18 protein-coding genes are annotated in these 24,516 nt (G+C 40.3%); 6 read left to right on the top strand and 12 right to left on the bottom strand.

What is annotated here, in order from left to right:
• Positions 1-2: 2 nt before the first annotated feature.
• The 11 genes from LY11_RS12785 to eat all read right to left on the bottom strand — a co-directional run bounded on the left by LY11_RS12785 (position 3) and on the right by eat (position 12,150).
• Positions 3-1,016: a hypothetical protein gene (locus tag LY11_RS12785; protein ID WP_111634060.1), complete on the bottom strand. Its 1,014-nt coding sequence runs from the start codon at positions 1,014-1,016 to the stop codon at positions 3-5.
• A 15-nt stretch (positions 1,017-1,031) separates the two neighbouring features.
• Complete coding sequence (locus LY11_RS12790) at positions 1,032-1,454, bottom strand: hypothetical protein (protein WP_111634061.1); 423 nt, start codon at positions 1,452-1,454, stop codon at positions 1,032-1,034.
• 73 nt (positions 1,455-1,527) lie between these two features.
• Entirely contained in the window at positions 1,528-1,938 is a 411-nt protein-coding gene (locus tag LY11_RS12795; RefSeq protein ID WP_111634062.1) for an organic hydroperoxide resistance protein, read from the bottom strand.
• Between the two features lie 45 nt (positions 1,939-1,983).
• Positions 1,984-4,146 carry an FUSC family protein gene (locus LY11_RS12800; RefSeq protein WP_111634063.1) on the bottom strand — a complete coding sequence of 721 codons (2,163 nt, stop codon included), beginning with the start codon at positions 4,144-4,146 and terminating at the stop codon, positions 1,984-1,986.
• A 55-nt stretch (positions 4,147-4,201) separates the two neighbouring features.
• A complete protein-coding gene (locus LY11_RS12805) occupies positions 4,202-5,416 on the bottom strand; it encodes a TCR/Tet family MFS transporter (protein ID WP_111634064.1) in 1,215 nt (404 codons plus the stop codon).
• A 35-nt stretch (positions 5,417-5,451) separates the two neighbouring features.
• On the bottom strand, positions 5,452-6,180 hold the full coding sequence (locus LY11_RS12810; protein WP_111634065.1) for a ThuA domain-containing protein: 729 nt from the start codon (positions 6,178-6,180) through the stop codon (positions 5,452-5,454).
• Positions 6,181-6,237: 57 nt separating this feature from the next.
• Positions 6,238-7,608 carry an aldehyde dehydrogenase family protein gene (locus LY11_RS12815; protein ID WP_111634066.1) on the bottom strand — a complete coding sequence of 457 codons (1,371 nt, stop codon included), beginning with the start codon at positions 7,606-7,608 and terminating at the stop codon, positions 6,238-6,240.
• Positions 7,605-8,318 carry a gamma-glutamyl-gamma-aminobutyrate hydrolase family protein gene (locus tag LY11_RS12820; RefSeq protein ID WP_111634067.1) on the bottom strand — a complete coding sequence of 238 codons (714 nt, stop codon included), beginning with the start codon at positions 8,316-8,318 and terminating at the stop codon, positions 7,605-7,607. Before LY11_RS12820 ends, LY11_RS12815 begins: the two co-directional genes overlap by 4 nt.
• The gene (locus LY11_RS12825; protein WP_111634068.1) at positions 8,318-9,466 is read right to left on the bottom strand and encodes an iron-containing alcohol dehydrogenase; all 1,149 of its coding nucleotides are present in this window, start codon (positions 9,464-9,466) and stop codon (positions 8,318-8,320) included. Before LY11_RS12825 ends, LY11_RS12820 begins: the two co-directional genes overlap by 1 nt.
• Positions 9,467-9,478: 12 nt before the next feature.
• Positions 9,479-10,837: a glutamine synthetase family protein gene (locus tag LY11_RS12830; RefSeq protein WP_111634069.1), complete on the bottom strand. Its 1,359-nt coding sequence runs from the start codon at positions 10,835-10,837 to the stop codon at positions 9,479-9,481.
• Entirely contained in the window at positions 10,834-12,150 is a 1,317-nt protein-coding gene (gene eat, locus LY11_RS12835; RefSeq protein WP_111634070.1) for an ethanolamine permease, read from the bottom strand. The genes LY11_RS12830 and eat overlap by 4 nt, the downstream gene beginning before the upstream one ends.
• A 602-nt stretch (positions 12,151-12,752) precedes the next feature.
• On the opposite strand from eat, the gene LY11_RS12840 reads away from it, so the two are divergent.
• The 6 genes from LY11_RS12840 to LY11_RS12865 all read left to right on the top strand — a co-directional run bounded on the left by LY11_RS12840 (position 12,753) and on the right by LY11_RS12865 (position 22,720).
• Positions 12,753-13,982 (top strand): aspartate aminotransferase family protein, encoded by a 1,230-nt coding sequence (locus LY11_RS12840; protein WP_211321542.1) that lies wholly within the window; start codon positions 12,753-12,755, stop codon positions 13,980-13,982.
• 1 nt (position 13,983) lies between these two features.
• Positions 13,984-15,006: a zinc-dependent alcohol dehydrogenase gene (locus LY11_RS12845; protein ID WP_111634072.1), complete on the top strand. Its 1,023-nt coding sequence runs from the start codon at positions 13,984-13,986 to the stop codon at positions 15,004-15,006.
• A 17-nt stretch (positions 15,007-15,023) separates the two neighbouring features.
• Complete coding sequence (locus LY11_RS12850; protein WP_111634073.1) at positions 15,024-15,689, top strand: HAD family hydrolase; 666 nt, start codon at positions 15,024-15,026, stop codon at positions 15,687-15,689.
• Positions 15,690-15,759: 70 nt separating this feature from the next.
• On the top strand, positions 15,760-16,905 hold the full coding sequence (locus LY11_RS12855; protein WP_111634074.1) for an MFS transporter: 1,146 nt from the start codon (positions 15,760-15,762) through the stop codon (positions 16,903-16,905).
• A 259-nt stretch (positions 16,906-17,164) separates the two neighbouring features.
• Entirely contained in the window at positions 17,165-20,053 is a 2,889-nt protein-coding gene (locus tag LY11_RS12860) for a TonB-dependent receptor (protein ID WP_111634075.1), read from the top strand.
• Between the two features lie 162 nt (positions 20,054-20,215).
• The gene (locus LY11_RS12865) at positions 20,216-22,720 is read left to right on the top strand and encodes a S9 family peptidase (RefSeq protein WP_111634076.1); all 2,505 of its coding nucleotides are present in this window, start codon (positions 20,216-20,218) and stop codon (positions 22,718-22,720) included.
• Between the two features lie 573 nt (positions 22,721-23,293).
• On the opposite strand, the gene LY11_RS12870 is transcribed toward LY11_RS12865, so the two are convergent.
• Entirely contained in the window at positions 23,294-24,439 is a 1,146-nt protein-coding gene (locus tag LY11_RS12870; RefSeq protein ID WP_245952738.1) for a tetratricopeptide repeat protein, read from the bottom strand.
• Positions 24,440-24,516: the final 77 nt, after the last annotated feature.

Genomic DNA, 24,516 nt, shown 5'->3' on the forward strand with positions numbered 1-24,516 from the left:
GCTTACTCATCCACATTAAGCTGTGAAGGAGTAAGCTCATAAAGACCAAGAATAGTATTCGCTTCGTCAATAAAACGTTCGATCTTTTTAGTATTTCTGAAACTAATCAGGATCAGCTGCCTGGTTTTCCCCTGAGCAGGAAGATCAAGAATAGCCTTTACTTCTGTGCCGGTATAGATAAAGTTCATAGACCTGCGAACAATTACAAACTGGATAAAATCCTCAAATGAATAGATCTTTCGGATAGCACCACCCAAAGTCGAATAGATAATCTGGCGGTTACCCTGGTCAAAACTTACAGAAGTGAAGAACGCGTTTACGAAAACCGCACCTAAAACCAAAGGAAGATAAGTAACCATTAATCTTTTATAAGTTTCCCTATCATTCATAAAATCCGGATAAGCCAGGATAACGAAAGTCAGTGCAATTAATAAAATCCCCAGAATAAGACCACCTGTTTTATTAAACAGCACCTTATAAATACCATTTTCTTCCTTAAAGAACTGAAAATCAAAAACAGGTGATTTCACATGCAGCGGACGATTAGAGAACACAAGCTCATTGATTCTCGGTAAAACTTCTTCCTCATAAGCAATCAGGTTTTTGTTGGTTAATTTGGAATAACCGCAGGAAATAAGGATTCCTTTTCCATGCCTGTTTTCCTTGGAAAATACCTTATAACTTATAGCACCCATCGTATCATAAGGAGTGATTGTCGCAATCTGATCAAAAGGAATACTGTTGATCGTTATGCCGAACAGCTTCGTATACAATTGCCTGCTATCCCCGTCAAAGACAGTTTTTCGCTCACCGCTCCCATATAAAACAAGTGCAAGCAATAAAATCAGCCCCTGGAATATCAGCAGCGTAGAAACGTTCGTTAAGGTGCCGGTCAGAAATAGAGTTACGTTCAGCGCAGTAAATGCAATCACGTAGATTATACTGATTCTGCGCGCCATTCTTGCCGGGTAAATAGTTAAGGTATCGGCTTCGTTAATCCAGTAGGTTTTCGCCATTTTGTTTATGTTAATTTAGATGCAGGACCCACAAATGTAAGCAACCTGGTAATATTTTTTACCGTCCTCGTAACGGGTAGTTCCACTCGGGGTTATTTTTTCACCGTGCAAAAAAGTCTTTTGATCAACGCCGGTCAGCTTTTGATACTTTGCCTTCGTTGGAATTAAATAACTGATACTCTCTGTAACCATTGCCGGAGTATAATAGATAAATAAGTACTCCTGTGCAGTTTTATTATGATACAAATAGAGAAAGCCACCAGCTTTTTTCGGCCCGCCATATACCTTTTTAAAACCATTTTTCTTTAAGATCTGCGGATGTGAAACAGCAGCATCTTTCCAAAAGGAGAAGATACCCTCATGCTGAAATGTCTGAGCCACACTGTTCGTAGTCAGCAGTAAAAACGGAAGCACAATTAGTAATAAGTATCTTTTCATTCATTGATTTAATTTAACTCATAAAAAAGCCGCTGCCTTGTAATAAAGCAGCGGCTCTATAATTATTTAAGCGCTATATAGCGGTAACTCTTGTTTCAATATTACCTCTGGTAGCTTTTGAATAAGGGCAGGCCTTGTGCGCTTTGTCAGCCAGCTTCTGAGTTTCCTCATGGCTAAGCCCCGGAACATGCACATCCAGCTCTGCAGAGAGCACATAAGCATTACCATCCTGATTAAACGAAACCTGTACGTTAACTGTAGCATCAGCCACCTCTATACCTTCGTTTTTAGCCACTGCATGTAATGCGCCCAGGTAACAGGGGCCCCATGCCGCAGCGAATAATTGTTCAGGATTTGTTGCTCCTCCCTGACCACCCATTTCTTTAGGTGTTCTTACTTCAAATTCTATTGTTCCATCACTTGATTTTATATGGCCATCACGACCTCCTTTAGCTAGTACTGCAGCTGTATATAACTTTTCCATGTTTTCTTGTTTATGCTATTACAACAAAAATCCATGCCTTAAGTTTTATATTTTAATCCTTTCAGTTAATTTAAAAATATCATAAGCCACCTTCTGGATCATATCATACTGCTCAGTAACCATCCTTTCATTCGGATCGGTAACCTTCTGATCATCCTGTATACTTTTGATTAAGGGCACGTTACTCAGCTCGCCATCATTTTTAATCAGGTACTCCGCAGAAAGGTTCAGCAGGTAAAGCGTGTTGTTTACAATGGGCTTTAATTCATCAGGCCGGCTCAATGAAAAAGCATGTTCTTTAAAATAAAGGGAAAGTGTAGCCGTATAAGAAGACAACAAATGATTAAGTGCAGTGAACTGATGCAGCTCAGGCATTAACCGCTGTTTACTCTTAGGCTCAGAGAACATCTTTTGAAAAATAGAAGATAAATTCGCAGACGTTACATAGACCTCCTTACGTGACAGCCTGTAATTGGTCAGGTTGTGTTCTGTCTCAGTATATAAAAGCGTGACTTCGGTAAAATAAGCCATATTTGCTCTTATCGTACTCAGCATGGCCTCTTTTAAATTCTTGTTCTCCCAGTTAGGGAATAAAGTATAACTTCCTAATAAAGCAATCCCAGAACCAATTAAAGTATCAAAAATCCTTTCCCGGGCTACAGATAAACTCCCCATCCCCAGAAAATCGAACAAGACCAGAATATACGGGGTCATAAACAGCACACTCACAATATAATTCTTCCGTTGAAAGCTGTAAGTCCCGATCATGCAAAATAACAGGATAAAAAACAGCGTATGCCTGTCATGGATATAAACCAGGATACCCATTCCAATAAGCGCCCCTACAACAGTACCGATTAAACGCTCGTAATTACGCTGTTTGGTTAAACTAAATGCCGGCTTGGAAATAACCAGTACTGTCAGTAAGATCCAGTAACTATGAGAAGAATCAAGCATTTTGGCGACCAGGTACCCAATCAGCATCGCAATTGATACACGCATTGCATGTCTGAAAGTAGAAGAACTAAAAGTAAGGTTATCAAAAAACAACTTGGCATCAAACTTCTGCCGCGTAATAAAACGCTCTGTATCCACTGCACTGCTATTTTTTAAATTCTTTTTCTCTTTCTTATTGAAGTATCCATTGATAGTTTTAACCCTGGCAGCTATATTTTCAATATTTACCTCGATATTTTTCAGCGCAATCAGCCCTAATGTATTGTACTTGCCGTCCGTATTATCCTTTTCAAGCACATTGATTTCATCTTTCAAGCGCTTCACATCTTCGGTTAATACTGCAGGCGGGCGGGGAGTGCCACCAGTTTTAAGTGCAAATGCAATTTCATCAAGCTCCCAGGCAATCCTGTTGATAATCCGCTCATAGCGGGAAAGTATCCCAGCCTTATCAAATTGATCATGGAGCTGCTCATAATTATAATAAGTGGACATGACCTGTTCATAAAGATCTACCATGTCTACAAAAACCAATAATAAAAACCTGCCTTCCGGAGTAGATTCCCTGACGATCTCGCGGGTTTTAAATAAAACCTCTCTCACCGCATCCTGCTTTTCATGAACAGCTACCTGAAGCTGGATCAGTTCCGCGTAATTATCGTCATAATTAGTGCTTTCATGATAAAATTTAGCCTTTGCTCTCAGAAATTCGCTGACCTCATGGATAGAATCGCTCAGCGTTTGTTGTACCAGCCGATAAGGTCTGAGCCTATAGAAGAAATAACTTAAAACCGTATACCATAAACTACCTGAGAGGACCAGCGCAGAATAGATCAGCACATCTTTCCATGGCCTTACATCATCAATACTCAATACCATGATCAGCAAAGATGCTGTACCCACTAAAGCTGCTCTTGTGCCATAAAGGAAAAACATAGAGAACAGGAAACTACAGCCCACCAATAACACTGCGATGAAATACTGGTTCTTATTTGTCAAACCTACAATCACAGAAAGTATCGTGATCAGTACCGTAGTAACCAGCATTGCATTCCTGCGATGAACAATCGGCCCCGGGGTATCAACAACGCTCACACATAATGCGCCCAGTGATAAAGTCATCCCATATTTCAATAGCCCGAACTGCGCTAAAATCAAAGAGGGCAGAAGCACCCCAAAGGTGATCCGCAGCCCATCTGCAAAATAGGTGCTCAGTAAAAAATCATGTATACTTCTGATGGGACGGTTAAACATTTCTGGAGGTTAATATTTGAATTGAGCAATAATCTGACCGAAACAACTTAATTAATCAGGAATGGTGCTTTTTAAGTGCAGCAGAACAAATAAACAGGCCGATAAGGGTTAGAAAAGCAGCCATTAAAAACGGTGCTCCCGGAAAATAAACGGTATGTTTTGGATTCGTGAAATAGGCAAAAAGATTGTTCATCAAAAATGGGCCGATGATGGCTGCAACACTCATCAAACTTGCCGTAAACCCCTGTATCTCACCTTGTGCATTTGCTTCAACATTATTGGAAATAATCCCCTGCATTGCCGGCCCGTAGATACCTGCCAGCCCATAAGGAAGCATAAAAGCAAACATCATCCAGCCCTGTGTTGCGAAGGCAAAAAGAACAAATCCGACCATATATAAAAACAGGCCATAAAAAACAGCCTTTTCCTGTCCTATCTTAGGGATAATGATCCTGATCAGTCCACCTTGTACTACACCAACTACAATTCCGACAAAACCCAAAGAATATCCTACCCAAGCCTCATTCCAGTGGAACTTTTCCATCGTATAATAAGTCCAGGTAGACTGAACAGCATGTGCCGCCAGATATAAAAGGAACAAAGCACCCAAAAGACCGATCAATTTAGGATATTTTGCAACCCGCAATAAAGACCCTACAGGATTTGCTCTTTTCCAGTCAAAACTTCTTCTGTTTTCTTTTGCCAGTGATTCCGGTAAAATGAAATACCCATAAAGCCAGTTGACCAGGGCCAGCACAGCCGAAATAATAAAAGGTACGCGCAGTCCGAACTGGCTGAACACACCGCCAATAACAGGCCCCACAATAAAACCTATACCAAATGCAGCTCCGATCATGCCAAAGTTCTGCGCTCTTTTTTCCGGCGTACTCACATCAGCAATATAAGCCATTGCCGTAGTGAAACTTGCCCCGGTAACTCCTGCCAGTGCTCTTCCTACAAACAACCAGCCTATAGTCGGTGCAAATGCCAGGAAAATATAATCAATTCCAAGGCCGAATAAAGATGCCAGGAGTATGGGTCTGCGTCCAAACTTATCACTCAAACCACCTAAAACAGGGGCGCTGATAAATTGCATAATAGAGTAAGACATAGTCAGATAACCACCGTAAAGTGCAGCAACACTTATTCCGCCGCCTGTAAGTTCTTCTATTAGTTTTGGTAACACGGGGATGATAATTCCAAATCCCGTAAAGTCAATCAGTAAAGTGATAAAAATAAATCCAATTGCAGATTTTTTTGGAGAGGCCATATGATAAATTGAACCGTAAAATTAGCTTAATTTCTTTAATTGGCACCAATTGCATACTGAATACCACCTAACAAATGTCCCAGATAATTCTGATCCGCATAAGATTCCTCAGTATGACCTAGTTCCGTATACCAGGATCTTCCGCCATCAAAATTATGATACCAGGCCATCGGATGAACTTCGCCATTAATACCACCTGTATAAGACTTTTCATCTATCGTGATCAGTACCTTGATGTCTTTACTTACGTCTTTGAAATTGTACCACTCATCTTTCCTGGTCCAGACTGCAGGCAAATGTTTGGTAGAAATATGCGTGCGGTCTATCACATGCAATACCGCTTGCTGCTGCGCAGGATGGCTTACAAAATAAGCACCAACCAGCTGACCATACCATGGCCATCCGTACTCTGTATCAGTTGCCGCGTGCACGCCGGCAAATCCACCACCAGCTTGTATATATTTTTCAAAACTCGCCTGCTGCACATCATTCAAGACATCACCAGTAGTCTGGAAGAAAACTACGGCGGCATACTTTTTCAAGGAATCAGGATTAAAATAACTGGCGTTTTCAGTAGTATCTACATCAAAATTATGTTCCTTCCCCAATTTTATGATAGCCGTTTTTCCAGTAGCAATAGCACTATGTCTGAATCCGGCTGTTTTAGAAAACACAAGAATCCGTGGTTTAACCGATTGTCCATACGTTGTAACCACCAAAAAAGGCAGCAAAATAAAACTAAATAATAAGGTTAGATTTTTCATAATTGAAATATACCTATAATATTTTAAGAAATGTTTTTTGCGTTAAAGCTTTGATAACTATTGGCCAGACCGAAGATGCCAGGATTTGGTCTTGGTGAATGCCCTTAACCCCTGATGGGATAAGGTAGCGCCGATCCCCGAATGTTTTCTTCCGCTCCAGGGCAGGCCTGCACTTACCCGGTCACAACAATTCCAATAACCAGTTCCAGAATCAATCTGCGCAAGAATTCCCTTTGCCCGGTCCAGGCTATCCGTATAAACGGACGCTGTCAGGCCGTATACAGAGTCTTTCATTAACCGGAGCGCCTCAGCATCATCCTTTACCCTCATAATGCCTATAATCGGCCCAAAACTCTCTTCCTGCATAACTTTCATTCCATTTGATACGTCAGTTAAAACAGTAGGCTCAAAATTATAACCCTTACCAGCAACTCTTTTTCCACCACTTAACAAGACTGCTCCTTTGGCCAAAGCATCCTGAACCTGGCCCTCCAATACATCAAGCTGTTCTTTACGCGTTAACGAAGCAATATAAACTCCTTCTTCAGTTGGAAGACCTATCTTCCATGATTTGACCTCTTTAACGAAAGAAGAAATGTAACTATCATAAACCTTTTCATGAACATATATTCGTTCCACCGCACAACAGCTTTGTCCGTTATTATAAAATGCACCATCTGCAGTTCCAGCAGCTACAGCTTCAATATTCTTCACATCATCAGCTACATACAAAGGATCTTTACCACCCAGTTCCAGCTGACAAGGAACCATTTTGACTGCTACCCGCTGATAAATATGCTGCCCGGTACGGTAAGAGCCTGTAAAATAATATCCATCAAAATCCATGTCCAATAAGCGTTCACCAGTTTCCCCGCCACCTAAAGCCACCTGGAAAACCCCATCAGGTAAACCAGCCCGTTTAAGCAGCTTTTCAATTTCCAATCCAGTTAACGAAGCATACTCAGAAGGCTTGTAGAGCACTGAATTCCCAGCGAGTAATGCAGGTATAAAAACATTCACACCAACCAGGTAGGGGTAGTTCCAGGCTGAAATATTACAGACTACCCCAAGCGGATCATAAGAGATCACTTCCTTTAGGTCATTATATTTAACAACCTGTTCATCAGAAAGATATTTAACAACATTACTATACATCCACTGAATCCTGGAGCGGGCACCATTAATCTCATTCCGGGATTGCTGTAAAGGTTTTCCAACTTCCGAAGTCAACACACCAGACAACCTTTCTTTCTCCATTTCCAGTAAATCATCAAATCGCTGAATCACATGAATGCGCTCTGCCAAATCTCTTTTAGCCCATTCCTTTTGCGCCTTTTTCAATATTTCCAGTTTTGTATGCAGCGAATGCTCAGTATCTTCCTGAAGCGTTGCAATGATCTCTTCTGTAGCAGGGTTTATTACGTTCATTTTTCCATTTTTTTTATCTCCTCCAAAAACCGTTCTTTGAGTTTTTGAGAAAGCGGATTTATTTCCTTTTCCTTCATTCTTTCCGGATGCCATTGCACCGCAAGCATGAAAGATTTATCTGTTTTGTCTTTAAATTCCAGACCCTCAATTAATTGATCCGGACTGTCAGCATAAGAATTTGATATTAAATTGTTACTTAAGTTATAACTATTAACTCCCTGATGGTGTGCACTATTAACTTTTCCATTTTGCACGCCAACTATAGCGTATAACATAGAGTTATGACCTATATGGATGGAATGCACCTTATCTTCAGCCTGTTTTTGATGAATCAGATTTGCCTGACCAATGTCTTCCAGAACTTTACCACCTTCCAGGATATTGATATATTGCATCCCTCTGCAAATTCCTAAAACCGGAATTTTAAAGACCTGTGAATATTCATAAATGAGCTTTTCAAACTCGTCCCTTTGCGGCAGGAAAAAATCGGGTTGCCCGGGATAATCAAGAGCTCCATCATAAAAAGAAGGAGTCACGTCAATCCCCCCGGTTAACAGGAAACCAGCACACAATTCAATATCCTTTACATTGTTTTTTTCGAAGGACAACTCAATCAATTCCAAATCTTCCCCCAGATCAGCAGCTGTAAACCAATTCCAGTAATTTTGAAAATTAGTCTCCGTATAACTTATTCCAATCTTCTTTTTCATTAAAGCGCCTTTAAATACAACTGCTTAAAATCCTCCCGGCTTACCGGTTTTGGATTATTAGGATGTGCAAAATCTGCCACTGCCAGATCTGCCAGTGTTTCAATATGTTCAGATTTCACCCCAATTTCACTTAACCGCTGAGGGATATGAACCCTTGAATTCAGCTCAGCTAAATAGTTCACCACCGCTGCACCCGTTTCATCTTTTAACTCCAGAGTTCTTGCAATACGCCTGAAACGGTCTTCAAAACCAGCAATATTAAACTCCATCCCATAAGGCAGATTAACGGCATTGGCTAAGCCGTGGTGTGTATCCAGCAAAGAAGAAAGCGGATGCGCCAGAGAATGTACCACTCCTAAACCTTTTTGAAAAGCAATCGCACCCATCATAGAAGCCATTAACATTTTGCTTCTGCTTTCTAAATCCGGGTGGTTCGTAGCCTTTTCAATTGAATCTTTGATCAGGTATATACCTTCTAAAGCAATCCCATCACATAAAGGATGCGGGTTCTTCGCTAAAAAAGCCTCCAGGTTATGTGTAAGCGCATCCATTCCAGTTGCCGCTGTAATAAAAGGGGGTAAATCCATCGTCAATGCCGGATCTGCAAACACAATCTTCGCCATTAGCTTGGGAGAGAACAGGATCTTTTTCTGATGGGTCACATCATCCGCAATAATTGCACTCCTGCCAACTTCACTTCCTGTACCGGCAGTAGTTGGAACAGCAATAAAATGAGGCACCTCATTCGTTACATAAACATCACCACCAATCAGGTCATCGTATTTAAACAAATCTTCCCGGTGATTCACCCTTAAAACAATAGAACGGGCTACATCCAAAGCTGCACCTCCGCCAATGCCAATAATACTGTCCCGAGAGGTATTGTCCCACACCTCAGTCCCTTTATAAACATCACTCTTTACCGGGTTTTTATGAATTTCGCTAAATACCTCAACAGAGATATGATTAGCCTGCAAATCATTCACAATAGCCTTAAAAAAAGGTAAACCGGCAATAGTCAGATCAGTCACAATCATCGGGCGCTTTAATCCATTCTGCTGTAAATAGGCAGGTAATTCTTTAATCGCACCTGCACCAAAACGAATGATTGTAGGAAAGTTATACTGATAAACTTTATCAAATGTCATAGCTATAATCGTTTAAATAATTTCAAAGTATCTTTTGAGTTCCCAATCGGTCACTACTTTTGCATATTGTTTCCATTCCCATTCCCTGGTTAAAGTAAAATGCTCCACAAAATCACCCCCGAATAACTCTTTAGCAACTGCTGATTGTTTCATTAGCTGTGTAGCATCATGCAGATTGCGCGGTAAAACTCCATAAGCAAGTTCTTGATAACCATTACCCTGAGTAGCGGGCTGTGTTAATTTCAACTGATTCTTAATTCCATATAATCCGGCAGCAAGACAAGCTGATAAAGCCAGGTAAGGATTCGTGTCTGATCCAACAACCCTTGTTTCTAACCTTGTGGCTTTTTTACTTCCCGGTAAAGCCCTTAAAGCGACCGTCCGGTTGTCAATTCCCCAGGTTAGCGTAGTCGGGGCCCATGCACCCTCCACAAGCCGCTTATAACTATTCACCGTAGGGGCAATCATGGGTAAAATATGCGGCAGACAATGCAGCTGTCCGGCGATATAACTCTTCATCAGTTCACTCATTTTAGCCGGATCATTTTCCTCATAAAACAGGTTTTTCTTCGACTCCTTATCCCATAAACTTTGATGAACATGACCACTGCATCCGGGCAGGCCTTCGCTGAACTTCGCCATAAAAGTTGCCATAATCCCATGCCGGTAAGCAATCTCTTTCACTGCAGTTTTAAACAATACCGCCTGATCTGCTGCCTGTAATACAGACGCGTACTTAATTGCAGCCTCATATACACCAGGGCCTGTCTCGGTATGTAAACCTTCAACCGGAACCCCAAACTTGCAAAGCAAATCAAACAAGTCACTCATGTAATCATTTTTCAGAGAACTCCGCAGAATAGAATACCCGAACATGCCGGGAGTCAATGGGGTAAGCTGTTGAAAACCCTTTTGATGCGCACTTTCAGGTGTCTCGTTAAAATTGAACCATTCAAACTCCTGTGAAAAATAAGGGAGAAAACCCTGTTGCTCAGTCTCAGCCAGTACTTTACGCAACAGCTGCCGCGGACAGGTATAAGCAGGCACATCACTTTCATTAACAAAATCGCCCAGAAAGAACGGCACCTCATTTTCCCAGGGAATTTTACGGAATGTGCCCAGATCAAGCTTGACCAGCGCGTCAGGATAACCCGTATGCCAGCCCGTAAACTTTACATTATCGTAAGCTGCATCGCTCATATCCCAGCCAAAGGTGACATCGCAGAACCCAATCCGGCCTTCAACAATAGACGTAAACTTTTCAGCAGCAATATATTTGCCCCTTAAAACACCGTCTATGTCGGCAACAGCTACTTTTACTTTTCCCGAAGGATGTTGTTTTACATACGCTAATATTTCTTGAACTGTCATGAAGCAGAGGATTTAAACGTTCGGTATAACAAAAAGGTAATGGCCAATATGGAAAAATAAATCAGCCCTAACTTAAAACTATAGATGAGCATGGCGATGATGGAAACCAAGGCAATCACCAGGGAAATTATCGGAAATAAAGGATAAAAAGGTACACGGAAAGGGCGCTCCAGCTCAGGTTCATTCTTCCTTAAAAGCAGAATGGAAACCATGGATATACTATATAAAGTCAAAGCGCCAAAAACAGAAATCACAATGATCTCTGAGGTTTTACCCGATAATAGCGCGAAGATCCCGATCACCATATTTCCGAATAAGGCATTTGCCGGAGTTTGAAAACGCGGAGATATTTTACCTAAAAAAGAAGGAATGTGATGTACACGCCCCATTTCATAAGTAGAGCGTCCGGCAGCAAGGATCAGCCCGTGAAAGGAAGCAACCAGGCCAAATAACCCTACCGTAATCAGCAAATGATACATCAGGTGGTTACTACCTGTTATTTTAGCCAGTGCCAGCGGAAGTGGAGAATCTGATGTTTCACCGCTTATTCCGTTTTTATAGACAATTGCTTCCCATCCGGCGATGCCTGTAGCGGCAATAAATACCAGTACACACAATACAACCAGCGTAAATATTGCCCAACCGAATCCTTTGCTAATATCTCTTTGAGGATTTTTTGTTTCCTCGGCCACGTTAGCCAGTCCCTCAATCCCTAAAAAGAACCATATTGCAAAAGGAATGGCGGCAAAAACTCCGCCCCAGCCATTCGGAAAAGAATTGTGGGTCAGGTTAGCTATTTCTATTTTCGGAAAGGCCAAGCCTGAGAACAATAACAATTCACCAACTGCCAATACGGTGATAACCACTTCAAACGAAGCGGCAGCCTTAATTCCATATATATTTAACCCGGTAAATATAAAGTAGATCACAATCGCAACGGTTAAAATAGGCACCTGGGGGAAGAAGGCATTAAAATAAGCACCAATAGCGAAAGCGATTGCAGGAGGGGCGAGTATAAATTCAACAATTTGTGCGATCCCGGCAATAAAGCCAATATTCTTGCCCATTGCTCTGCTGGCATAATCAAATACACCGCCAGCTTTAGGTATGGCACAAGCAAGCTCGGTATAACTGAATGTAAAAGTGACGTACATGATAGCCACTCCGAAAGTCGCTATAGCCATTCCGCCTGTACCGCCTTTTTCAAGGCCCAGATTCCAGCCGAAATACATGCCTGAAATTACATAACCGACACCAAGTCCCCAAAGCATAAATGGAGTTAGTGTTTTTCTTAAACCCTTATTTTCTGTCATTTACGCCTTAATTACCCGGTTACTAAATATAAGATAAATATTTAAAAACGTATCGGGTAATCAAAATTCCCTATGCTTTCTTTAAAAGAAAATTAAAAGACAAATTATCTTATAAAGATCCGGTTTTAAGATGCTTGAGCAATTTATCTCTCCTGAAAAGGCTAAATGTTTTATCCTTTGAAAGGAGGCAAAACATCGAATTTTCTTAGGGCCGTTATTTCAAAACAATAAAGTGTTAAAAATACACAACAATAGGTATCAAAAAACTGCTCCCATTATTCACAAACGCATAATAATATGAGTTTTAAGCCTTGTTTTATCGTATTAGCAATATTTCGTTCACCACGTGAATAAGCAGGTTTCGTCAAATAAATTATGATTTTAAATTATAATTACGAAAGTTTATACACTAATTATTTAAATCAATTAAACCAATATAAAATCAAAATGCAGTTACATAATATTCTTTTCAACAACAGAATCAACGTGCCAATTGATTTTTCCTTAAATGACCAAAGTTATCCTAATGTTAAATTAATAATTTTATAAAACCTATAAAAACACCTCCATAGCAACTTAAAAAAACCAAATACATTCAAACAATGGCAGACAACATTAAATTCATTAAGGGTGAAGGTATTCGCCTTTACACCCCAGAAAACGAAGAGTACATTGATGCTGTTTCCGGGACTTTCAATCTTTCATTAGGCTATAGTCATCCGGAATTAGTAGATGCCTTAAAAAAACAAGTAGAAGACCTGATCCACGTATCCTCGTCCTTCACCGGTGAACTGGCGCAAGAAGTACTGGACAGCATTCTTGATGAAGCACCTGAACACATTACTGACGGCTGGATGCGTGACATCATCGGTTCTACAGCAAACGAAGGGGCAGTAAAAATTGCGAATAAATTCAATGGTAAGAGTGAGGTATTGAGCGTATCGCTATCACACCATGGACAAACACTTTTTACGACGAATATCTCCGGAAACGCTTTCAGGAGAAAATCCTTCGCCAATACGATTACAACCAATAACGCTGTAATTCCAGCTCCATACTGCTACCGTTGTCCTTTTTCAGCAAAAGGCCCGGATTGCGGATACCTGTGCGCAGAAGCGATTCATGATTATGCACAGTATGGAAGTTCTGGCGGGGTATCCTGTATGATTATAGAGCCAATCCTGGGCAATGGCGGAAATATTATCCCACCAGATGGTTATTTCAAAAAAGTAAGAGAAATATGTGACGAACTGGACATCACCCTTATTGCTGATGAAGTACAAACAGGAATAGGCAGAACAGGCCACATGTTTGCCAGTGAACACTATGATATTAAACCGGATATTATTACCCTCGCTAAAGGTTTAGGCGGCATCGGTATCCCTGCAGCAGCTATTCTTTATAAAAAAGAATATGCAGTGCTGGAAAAATTTGAACATTCCTATACTTCAGGAGGGAACTTACTTTCACTAACCGCGTCACAAAAAACAATGGAAGTCGTTTCCAGACCAGGTTTCCTGGAGAATGTACAGGAAACAGGGAAAATACTGGGAGACTTCCTGTATAAACTAAAAGAAAACTACCCGGTTATTGGTGATGTGCGCGGTATCGGTTACATGTGGGGGCTGGAAATCGTGGATAAAGACGGTGCACCAGACGTTGACCTTGCCAATAAAATCGTTGATGTAGCCCTTTCAGACCATAAAATGATTCTTAGAGGATCACGTTACGGGTTTGGAAATGTGGTCAAAGTCCGCCCTGCATTAACCGCTACACAAGATGACATCGAAGAGATTTATTTCCGCTTAAACAAAATATTCAGTCAATTATAAAATGAAAGCAATCGTATATAACGGAGCCTGGGACATCCAGCTCAAAGAAAGAGAAGAACCCGTAATCACAGCTGCCGATGAGGTTATTGTCGAAATCAAAGCTACAGGTATTTGCGGAACAGACCTGAGTATAATTTCCGGAGAATACAATGCAAGTCCGCGGGTAATTATCGGTCATGAATCCGCAGGAATAATTGTTGCCAAAGGCGAAGGTGTAGAAACCTGCAGCATTGGACAGCGCGTTATCATTGATCCGACTTTTTATTGCGGTTACTGCGAAAACTGCCGTAAAGGACTTCGCAACCACTGTTTGTTGAAATCAAGTACAGAAGCTGGTGTTTCTATAGACGGTACTTTTACCAAATACTTTAAAACTACCAAACAGTTTATTTATCCACTGAACGATAACATCCCTTTTGAGCAGGGCGCAATGTCTGAGCCGCTGAGCTGTGTACTTACCGCAGTTAAAAAGCTGGCTGTAACCCCGTATATGCGCACAGCAATTCTGGGTGGAGGGCCAATTGGCTTGCTATTTTATATGGCATTAACCCAGCACGGCATACAAGAAGGCGTTGTTTATGAAGCCTCCCGTGACCGGATTAAACTCATCGAAGAAAACAATGTCCTGTCCAGGAACTGGAAGATAGAGCCTTCATTTATTCCCCAAAAGAACCAATATGACCTGATTATTGACACTACAGGTTCACTATTGGAAAAATCAATGCAAGCTATCGCAGATGGCGGTAAAATCTGTATGATGGGCTTACGTAATAACCAGCAGACTATCAACGCAAGAGAAATTGCAGACCGCAGTATTTCAATTATCGGTTCTATTGATTCTATGGATACCTTCAGACATGCTGTAGACCTGATCAATAAAGGAAATTTAGGTTTAGAAAAGATCATTACCAACGAATATGGCCTGGAAGATTTTGAATCAGCGATTAAAGATTTGGGTTGTGATGTAGGCACCAAAGTAAGAAGTAATAATATTTCCAGCCTTAAATCAGTCATCAGAATTTAAACCCTTAAAAAACGATCATGAGATACATCATATTTGATATAGACGGAACATTGACAGACACAACCGAGGTAGATGATCATTGTTTTACACAGGCATTGGAAGAAACTTTCGGTTTCCGCGGTTTTGAAACAGATTACGGACATTATGAGAACACAACAGACTCCGGCATTATCCATCAGTTATTTATGGAACGTGACCAGCGTACCTATACCGAAGCAGAAAGAGAACGTTTTATTCAAAACTTCTTAGTTTTATTGAAAGATGCTTATGCCCAGCGCAATGACTGTATGAAAGAAATACCAAAAGCAGGTAAAATACTCCACGCACTGTGCACGCAGGAAGGGATCAGTGTTGGCCTGGCAACTGGTGGCTGGAGAGAATCTGCACTATTTAAATTGAGCTGTGCAGGGATTACTACTGCGGCTTGTGCAGCGGCCTCATTTGCACAGGACGCAAGAGCAAGGCGGGACATTATAGGCAATACTATCCTGCAAATGAACAAGCTGCATAAAATAGATATGCCCTTATCAGAAATCATCTACGTAGGTGACGGCAAATGGGATTACCAGGCGACACAACAATTAGGTATACAATTTATTGGAATTGATAACAAAAAGTTAGAAGATCTTGCAGATATTGTAAAGATTGGAGATTACGACGAGTTACAACTTCACCTGGTATAAAATATAACACTTAACACCAAACAGGGCATTGGACAAAATCTGGTGCCCTGTTTTAAAACACAAATGATCTATGCCTTTATCTATTGATAAAAAACGTTCTCATCGTATTGCAACCAGTATCTTCTTTTTCATTGCCGGGCTTACTTATTCCAGCTGGGCATGCCGTATCCATGATATTAAATCTTTCTATACTTTAAGCGATGGAGAACTGGGAAGCGTGTTATTTGCGTTACCAGTAGGCTTGATGATCAGCTTACCCATATCCGGTTGGATGGTCACCAAATTTACAAGCCGTAAAATACTGATTGCCGCAGGTTTGCTATTTCCTTTCGTATTATGTATCATCGGATTGACTTCCCATATCTGGCAGCTGGTTATTGTGCTGTTTCTATTTGGATTTTTAAATAATGTTTTTGAAATCTCGATGAACACACAAGCGGTGGGGATAGAAGAATTGTATAAAAGATCAATTATGGGCTCTTTCCATGGACTATGGAGTTTAGCAGGTTTTACAGGCGTTGCCATCGGCACTTTGGCCATTGCGTTAAACTGGCCTTTCTGGATGCACTTTACACTGATTGGTATACTCTGCTGGGTCCTGGTTTTTTATTCCTGGCGCTATTTGCTACCAGAAGACGGAGCTTCAGAATCACAACCCTTATTCGCAAAGCCTGACGGTAACATTTTGAAACTGGGTATGATTGCTTTTGCAAGTCTGATTACTGAAGGGACCATGTTTGACTGGAGCGGGGTGTACTTTAAAACAGTAGTTACAGTTCCCGAAGCCTTGACCACCATGGGCTCTATTGCATTTATGGCTACTATGGCCGGCGGACGTTTTGCAGCCGATAAGTTTGTGACCCGCTTCGGGATCAGCAGAATCTTACAATGCAGCGGAATCATTAGTACAACAGGACTCTTACTGGCTGTGATGTTTCCGAATATTTACACCGCTACTCTGGGCTTTTTGATGGTAGGAATTGGCGTATCGTCTGTTGTACCACTGGTATTGGCATTAGCCGGAAAATCTAAGACTATGGCTCCGGGAATGGCGATTGCAGCAGTTTCTACAGTTGGGTTTTTAGGCTTTCTGATCGGCCCGCCGATGATTGGTTTTATTGCACAGGCAACCAATCTCCGCTGGTCATTCTTGTTAATTGCCATACTTGGGTTCGGAACCACCTTATTAGCTTCTCAGATTAAAAAAATGACTTAAACCCCCTTAAATAACTACCTGTAAACCAGCCACTAAACACATTAATAACGCGTTTCAAGAGCTTTAATCAGCATCTTCAATGAATTCATACTGAATATGGAAGGGAAGGTTCACGGCCCTTATTTCAGTCCTTAAAATTAACATTTACGGTATTAAATTAATGGTTTCACCTGCCCAAATAATTGGGACTTAAACGTTGTAAATTTTCATTTAATTACATTAAATTTAAGTAAGTGTAAACCAAATAATAAATTAACGTATGATGAGAAGATTTACAAAACCAGTATTCTTGCTTTTAATGTTCTGTATCACAGCAATCTGTGTTCAGGCACAAAGCATTGTGATTAGCGGATCAGTCACTGATAAGCTTAGCAAAGAACCTATCCCTGGTGCAGGAATTACCGTTAAAGGAAAAACAGTAGGTACAACCACTAATCAGAGCGGAAAGTACGCATTCAGCACCACACAAAAAGCACCCTTCATTCTTGTAATCTCTTTCCTGGGCTATACATCCGTTGAAAAACTGATCACAGGAAATACAACCGATCTGAATATAACACTGGAACAGGAAGGTATTCTCGGACAGGAAGTTGTGATTTCAGCTTCCAGAACTCCCGAAAGGATACTGGAATCTCCTGTTTCTATCGAAAGAATGGGCAGCAGTGCAATCAAAGAGCAAGCCACTCCATCTTTTTATGATGCTTTAAATAATATGAAGGGTGTTGAAGTGAGTACGCAGAGTTTAACTTTCAAATCTATCAATACCAGAGGCTTTAATTCGAACGGAAATACCCGGTTCAACCAATTTGTCGACGGGATGGATAACCAGGCTCCGGGGCTTAATTTTGCGGTAGGGAATATCGTAGGGATTAATGATCTGGATGTAGACAATGTCGAACTGCTGCCTGGTGCCTCATCAGCGCTCTATGGCGCAGGCGGGATTAATGGTACCATGCTGATGACTTCAAAAAGTCCGTTTGATTACCAGGGACCTAGTTTTCAGTTCAAAACAGGGATTAACCATGTGAATGATAACAATACAGGTGTACAACCTTACAATCAGCTGGATGTCCGCCTGGCGAAGGCCTGGAATAATAAGTTTGCCATCAAGGGAACTTTCTCTTTTCTTCAGGCACAAGACTGGCAGGCAGACAATTTCTCCAACTTTGACCGCGCTGCAAGAACCGGGAAAGATGGCAACAGAAGTTCAGATCCGAATTATGACGGGATCAATGTATATGGTGATGAAGTGAGCCAGAACATGCGAAATGTGGCACAGTCCGTATTAAATGCCGGGACTTCTGGTTTTGTTCAGGGTGCGCTTGGTTTACAGGCCCCGCCAACTGCTGCACAAATTGACGCGTTTAAATCAAATCCTGCAGGGCTAAATGCTTTAAACGGCTTTCTAAGAACAAATGCTACCATGAGGCCTTTTTATGCCGGTCTGAATACACCTGGCTTATTACCTGATCAAAATGTTTCCCGGACAGGCTATAATGAAAGTTCCCTGGTAGATTATAAAACACAATCGCTTAAAATGTCAGGTTCAGCGAATTACCGTTTCAGTAAAACTATAGAAGGGATTGCGCAGGTTTACTGGGGCAGTGGTACTTCTGTGTATACCGGGTCGGATCGTTATTCTTTGCGGAATTTCACTATTGGACAGTATAAACTGGAATTAAAAGGGCAGGATTTTTTCATCAGAGGTTATACCACACAAGAGCGTTCTGGTGATTCTTATATTGCTTCAATTCTGGGTAGTTATATCAATGAAACTTCTAAAAAATCGACAGACTGGTTTCCTCAGTACGTAGGAAATTACATAGGCGCAAAATCTCAGGGGGCTACAGATGCAGCAGCATATGCGGCAGCAAGGGCAGCTGCTGATCAGGGCAGGTTCGCTCCGGACTCCAAAGAATTTGGACTCGCTAAAGAACAGATCCTGAATACAACGATTGCAGGTACTGATTTTAAAAAGGGAATTTACGGAGCCAAGTTTAATGATAAAACCAATTTATACCATTACGAAGGAATGTATAACTTCAGCAACCTGTTTAATAATGTTGTTGAATTTCAATTAGGCGCATCTTATCGTTTGTATCAATTAAGATCAAACGGGACTATTTTTAATGACCTGACTGATGAAATAAATATCAAAGAATATGGCAGCTTCGCACAATTAGGGAAGAAGTTTTTTGAGGATAAGCTTAAACTGACTGTTTCCGGCCGTTATGATAAAAGCACTAATTTTGACGGTAGGTTTACCCCAAGGGTGACCGGCGTATATACAGTAGCAAGGAACAATAATATCCGGGTTTCTTACCAGACCGGCTACCGGAACCCGACTACGCAGAACCAGTATATTGATTTATCCGTGGGTGGCGGCTCACAAAGGCTCATTGGAGGAATCCCCGAAATTCTGAATAAATACAGCTTGTTTACCAACCAGGCATTTACAGATGTTAGCTATAGGGCTTTTCTGGCCGCTGCAGCAGGTGGAAATCCTGATCCGACCTTGTTAAAAGGGTATAATTTCAATGCAAAAGGGGTGAGGCCAGAAAGCGTTCAGGCTTTTGAAGTAGGTTATAAGGGCTTGCTTGGGCCTAAATTCCTGATTGACGCATATGCTTATTACAATATTTATAAAGATTTTATTACAGCGGTAGATGTTTATCAGAGAAATACTGACGGATCTGGTTTTACCAAATTCGGTGTTCCGGTAAACGCTACCGGTAAAGTAACTTCCTATGGCGCAGCACTGGGAATCGACTATTTACTGGGTAATTATAACCTGAGCGGTAATATATCCTATAATAACATTGGAGACATTCCTGACAACTACATCAATGATTTTAACACACCAAAAATCCGTTACAACCTGGGAATAGCGAAAAAAGAACTGATTAAAAATGTAGGTTTTAATGTGAACTACCGATGGCAGGGCAAGTTCTATTGGAATTCTTCTTTTGCTTCTGGCGATGTTCATGCATTTGGCTCGCTTGATGCACAGGTCAATTTAAAAATTCCTTCAGTGAATTCCATGATCAAAATTGGCGGCTCAAATGTGCTGAATAAATACAATTTCACTTCTTACGGAAATCCTGCAGCTGGCGCAATTTATTACGTGGCTTACGCATTTAATCCTTAATAATAAACTCAGTATATCGCCTGGAATGAATTTTTCAGGCGATATACTGAGTTTTCATTGTGGAGGTCTATTTAATATGTCTAAACAATCGTATTTATTACAAACGAGCTTCTACTAATTCGTTTTTAATAAATAATTTAGACGGTTTATTAAAAACCATAGATGAAGAAACCTTACTTACCAATTTTACTTTCACTCTGTACTGGGTACAGCGCAATGGCGCAAACAAAAACATTTACCATTACAGAATCTTCAGTCGCAGCTCCTAAAGCAAACTATCAGCTGGCCTCAAGATTTTCGCCAGCCAAAGTTAAGAAGATGGTCTACTCAGTTGAAGCAGATCCGCATTGGATGAAATTAAGCAACCGGTTTTGGTATGCTTATGAATCCCCGGCAGGTAAGGAATGGTACCTGGTAGATCCATCGGCAAAAACCAAAAAGAAAATCTTTGACAAGGCAAAACTCGCTGCCGAAATAACGACCATTATTCGTGACCCTTTTGATGCACAGCATCTGCCTTTAGAAAACCTGAAATTCTCAGGTGATGAGAAATCGGTTACTTTTGAAGTTAAAAGCTCCATCGATGAGCCCAAAAAAGACAGAAAAGATAAGAAAGCAGCTGACTCTACGCAGAAAAAAATCTTCTCTTTTCACTATGTGCTTGCCACCGCAAAGCTAACAGAGATAGCTGATTATTCTAAACCTAAAGAAAAGCCGCAATGGGCCTCAGTAGCACCAGATTCTTCTGCTATTATTTTTAGCAGGAACTATAATCTATACTGGATGGATAGGGAAAACTATAAAAAGGCAGTTAAAAATGAAGAGGATAGTACCATCATAGAACATCAGCTCACCAAAGACGGAGTTAAATTCTATTCTTATGGTGCTAATGGCGATGGTGAAAACAATGAAGAGAATGAAAAGAAAAATAAAAAAAGGAGGGAAGCCTACGTATTATGGTCGCCGGATGCCAGAAATTTTGTATTAAACAGAAAAGACGAGCGTAAGGTGAAAGATCTTTGGGTAATCAATAGTATAGCCGAAGGAAGGCCGACATTGGAAACCTATAAATACCAGATGCCTGGTGAAGCAGAAGCACCAATTAATGAATTGTTGTTGTTTAATTTTGGAGCAAAAACTTATAAAAAACTAAATACGGTAGCTTTTAAAGATCAGGATTTCTCCTTGTGGGATGCGCCATCACTAAATAAAAACAGAGATAACGAATTCAGGCCATCCATTTGGCTGGGTACAAATAGTAAGATTTATTTCTCCCGTAAAAGCAGAGATTTAAAAAGAGTAGATCTGTGTGCAATTGATATTCAAAATGAAACGGTTACTCCTTTGATTGAGGAACGTTTTAATACTTATCTGCAGACCGAACGTCCAGCGTTGGTAAATGACGGCAAAGAGATCATTCATTGGTCTGAGCGTGACGGATGGGGACATTTCTACCTGTTTGATGCTACAGGAAAACTGAAAAATCAAATTACCAAAGGCGCTTTTCATTGCGAAGACATTGTCAATGTAGATCATAAGAACAGAGTTCTTTATTTTACTGCTAATGGCAGGGAAACAAAAGAAAATCCTTACTACCTGCATTTGTACCGTATCAACTTTGATGGTTCAGGAATTAAGTTACTGAATGCCGGGGATTTTGATCATGCGATCAGCATGAACGATGAAGCAAAGTTTTTTATAGACAATTCATCCAGAGTGAATACTGCTCCAAAAGCAATCGTGAAAGATAGCAATGGCCAGGTGGTTATGGAGCTGGAAACTACTGACCTTTCTTTATTAATGGCTACAGGATATAAATTCCCAGAACCCTTCACTGTAAAAGCTGATGATGGTATCACTGATCTTTATGGAGTGATGTACAAGCCTTTTGACTTCGATCCGAATAAAAAATATCCGATTATTGAGTATGTATATCCTGGTCCGCAAACAGAAGCAGTAAATAAGTCATTTAACAAAAGTATGGACAGAATAGACCGTCTGGCACAGTTTGGCTATATCGTCATTACTGTTGGAAATCGTGGCGGGAACCCTGCAAGGTCTAAATGGTATCATACTTTTGGCTATGGAAATCTGCGAGATTACGGATTGGCAGATAAAAAGGCTGCAATAGAGCAATTAGCAGACAGAAATAAATTTATCGACATCAGCAGAGTAGGTATTACCGGACATTCTGGTGGTGGTTTTATGTCTACAGCTGCGATGCTTGTTTATCCTGATTTCTTTAAAGTTGCAGTATCCAATGCAGGTAACCATGATAATAATATTTACAATCGTTGGTGGAGTGAAACCCATAATGGCGTAAAAGAAATTATTACAGCAAAAGGTGATACAACGTTTAAATATAGTATTGACAAGAATCCTGACCTTGCCAAAAATCTTAAAGGACATCTAATGCTGATGACGGGCGACATTGACAACAATGTACATCCAGCAAATACAATCAGGGTTGCAAATGCTTTAATGAAAGCCGGTAAACGTTTTGAGTTTGTAATTGTACCTGGGCAGCGTCACGCATTTGGAGAGCTGACAGAATACACATTCTGGAAATTAGCAGATCACTTCAATAAATATTTGATTGGCGATTTCTCTGCTGCAGATCAGGTAGATATTGTGGAAATTGAAAAAGAAATCGAACAGAAAAAATAATAAAATAAGCTCAGGATGATAACTGACCCTAATTACCTTAAATGGTTAAGGGTCAGTTTCTTTTTATTTGTTCTTTGCCGGTAAAGTCGTACATTATTCCCTTTTATATTATTGTTATATAATTAACATTATGTTAAGTACATTTTTATCATACGCTCCCCGGCAACAAAATCAGCCTCAAATCTGAGCTGTATCCCTTTTCCTGATATTTAGTTTTTTATAATCTTATAGGTCTTTGTAATCCCCTCTAAACTGAGTACAGTTAACACATAATATGGATCATGATAATCTTTCATATTCAATTCGAGATTTTTACTATTTACCTGTGTGACGGTTTGAACGACCTGACCAGTTCTGAGTGAAGTCAGTTTTGCAGAGGAAATTTCGGGGTTAATTATATTTGGTTTGGTGATGTACCCTAAAAATAACCAGAACCACCCACCGAAGGTTATGCTTTTTTGGCCTTATATTAAGTTATACCCTGAAAAATCCCTAAACGCAAAAAGCATCAGAAAATCAAACCCTTGCGAATCCTTATCTGATGCTTTTTATATTTTAAACCTCTGCCCTGCGCTAAAACTCTTCTAACTGAGCTTTCAATTCCTGAGCCCTGTCAAATCTGTTTTTACGTGTATAAATATCAATTAACAAATTGATAGTAGGTTTATCCTTTCTATTCACCTGGTGAGCCTGTGCTAAAATGATCTCAGCGCGGTTAAGATTAGAAGTAAATGCCAATATATCCTTTTTAGGTGTAGCCAACGCATCATTGCTCAGGTTGATATAAACCAGCCCTAACTGATATAACGCATCAAAATAATTACGGTCAATTTCCAAAGCATTATTGTAAGCTAATTCAGCAGTTCCCATATTTGTATTTTTCTGGTGCAGATAACCATACAGATAATACAACAACTTACTTCTTGTCTCTACCTTCAACGTATTTTCAATCACTTGTCTCGCTTCAGTATACTTTTCAGTATCCAGCAATAAGTTGATATAATCATTGTTCAATAAATCATTATAAGGATTATAAATCAATCCCTCCTGCAGCGTTTTTAAAGCAAGTTCATTATCAAGCTTACGCTTATAAATATCAGCCATACGCTGGAATACCACGGCATTCATAATGCCATTCTCTTTGGCACGTTTAAAATAACCTAAAGCCTCATCCTCGTTTTTGACACCTTCTGCACTTAAAGCAGCGTTTACCGCAAGGATTGTATCCTTAGGAAAGAAATCACTGACCTCTTTCAAATATTTGAATGCAGCGCCAAAATCTTTAGCCTGGTAAGCATACTTTCCTTTTTGCTGCTTTTTGATATTTACATTATAACTTGACGCTTTAATTAAACCGGAGTTATCTTCAAACTTATCAAACCTTTTAGCAGAATCTATCGCATTAATAGCCAGATCAAAATATTTATCAGAATTATCCTGGCTCGGGTCAACAATTGCAATATATGAACTCAGGTAAGATTTGATTGCCCAGGTTTCAGGCCATTTCTTGGTTTCTCTGTCCTTTTCAGCAGCTTCTACCGCCTTAATACCTTCTGATAGTATAGACAGTTGTGTTTTTTGATCTTGCTTGTTTGCAATTGCTGCCTGAAGCTTTCCTACACTATTTCTCGCAATATAGAGTTGGGTCTTTTGGGAAAACGCTGAAGTGGAACTCACCATCAAAATAGTAACTGCAAATAAATATCGTTTCTTCATCATATGCTTCATTAGGCTTAGCTACAAATTTATACAAAAAAAAAGAGGGATAAAATTTATCCCTCTTTTAATATCACATT

It is taken from the genome of Pedobacter cryoconitis (assembly GCF_003259615.1).
Classification (GTDB): Bacteria; Bacteroidota; Bacteroidia; order Sphingobacteriales; family Sphingobacteriaceae; genus Pedobacter; species Pedobacter cryoconitis.

Excerpts from the sequence above, each read along its gene's own strand:
- LY11_RS12785 (WP_111634060.1), bottom strand. The coding sequence starts at position 1,016 with ATGGCGAAAACCTACTGGATTAACGAAGCCGATACCTTAACTATTTAC.
- LY11_RS12790 (WP_111634061.1), bottom strand. The coding sequence starts at position 1,454 with ATGAAAAGATACTTATTACTAATTGTGCTTCCGTTTTTACTGCTGACT.
- LY11_RS12795 (WP_111634062.1), bottom strand. The coding sequence starts at position 1,938 with ATGGAAAAGTTATATACAGCTGCAGTACTAGCTAAAGGAGGTCGTGAT.
- LY11_RS12800 (WP_111634063.1), bottom strand. The coding sequence starts at position 4,146 with ATGTTTAACCGTCCCATCAGAAGTATACATGATTTTTTACTGAGCACC.
- LY11_RS12805 (WP_111634064.1), bottom strand. The coding sequence starts at position 5,416 with ATGGCCTCTCCAAAAAAATCTGCAATTGGATTTATTTTTATCACTTTA.
- LY11_RS12810 (WP_111634065.1), bottom strand. The coding sequence starts at position 6,180 with ATGAAAAATCTAACCTTATTATTTAGTTTTATTTTGCTGCCTTTTTTG.
- LY11_RS12815 (WP_111634066.1), bottom strand. The coding sequence starts at position 7,608 with ATGAACGTAATAAACCCTGCTACAGAAGAGATCATTGCAACGCTTCAG.
- LY11_RS12820 (WP_111634067.1), bottom strand. The coding sequence starts at position 8,318 with ATGAAAAAGAAGATTGGAATAAGTTATACGGAGACTAATTTTCAAAAT.
- LY11_RS12825 (WP_111634068.1), bottom strand. The coding sequence starts at position 9,466 with ATGACATTTGATAAAGTTTATCAGTATAACTTTCCTACAATCATTCGT.
- LY11_RS12830 (WP_111634069.1), bottom strand. The coding sequence starts at position 10,837 with ATGACAGTTCAAGAAATATTAGCGTATGTAAAACAACATCCTTCGGGA.
- eat (WP_111634070.1), bottom strand. The coding sequence starts at position 12,150 with ATGACAGAAAATAAGGGTTTAAGAAAAACACTAACTCCATTTATGCTT.
- LY11_RS12840 (WP_211321542.1), top strand. The coding sequence starts at position 12,753 with ATGGCAGACAACATTAAATTCATTAAGGGTGAAGGTATTCGCCTTTAC.
- LY11_RS12845 (WP_111634072.1), top strand. The coding sequence starts at position 13,984 with ATGAAAGCAATCGTATATAACGGAGCCTGGGACATCCAGCTCAAAGAA.
- LY11_RS12850 (WP_111634073.1), top strand. The coding sequence starts at position 15,024 with ATGAGATACATCATATTTGATATAGACGGAACATTGACAGACACAACC.
- LY11_RS12855 (WP_111634074.1), top strand. The coding sequence starts at position 15,760 with ATGCCTTTATCTATTGATAAAAAACGTTCTCATCGTATTGCAACCAGT.
- LY11_RS12860 (WP_111634075.1), top strand. The coding sequence starts at position 17,165 with ATGATGAGAAGATTTACAAAACCAGTATTCTTGCTTTTAATGTTCTGT.
- LY11_RS12865 (WP_111634076.1), top strand. The coding sequence starts at position 20,216 with ATGAAGAAACCTTACTTACCAATTTTACTTTCACTCTGTACTGGGTAC.
- LY11_RS12870 (WP_245952738.1), bottom strand. The coding sequence starts at position 24,439 with ATGATGAAGAAACGATATTTATTTGCAGTTACTATTTTGATGGTGAGT.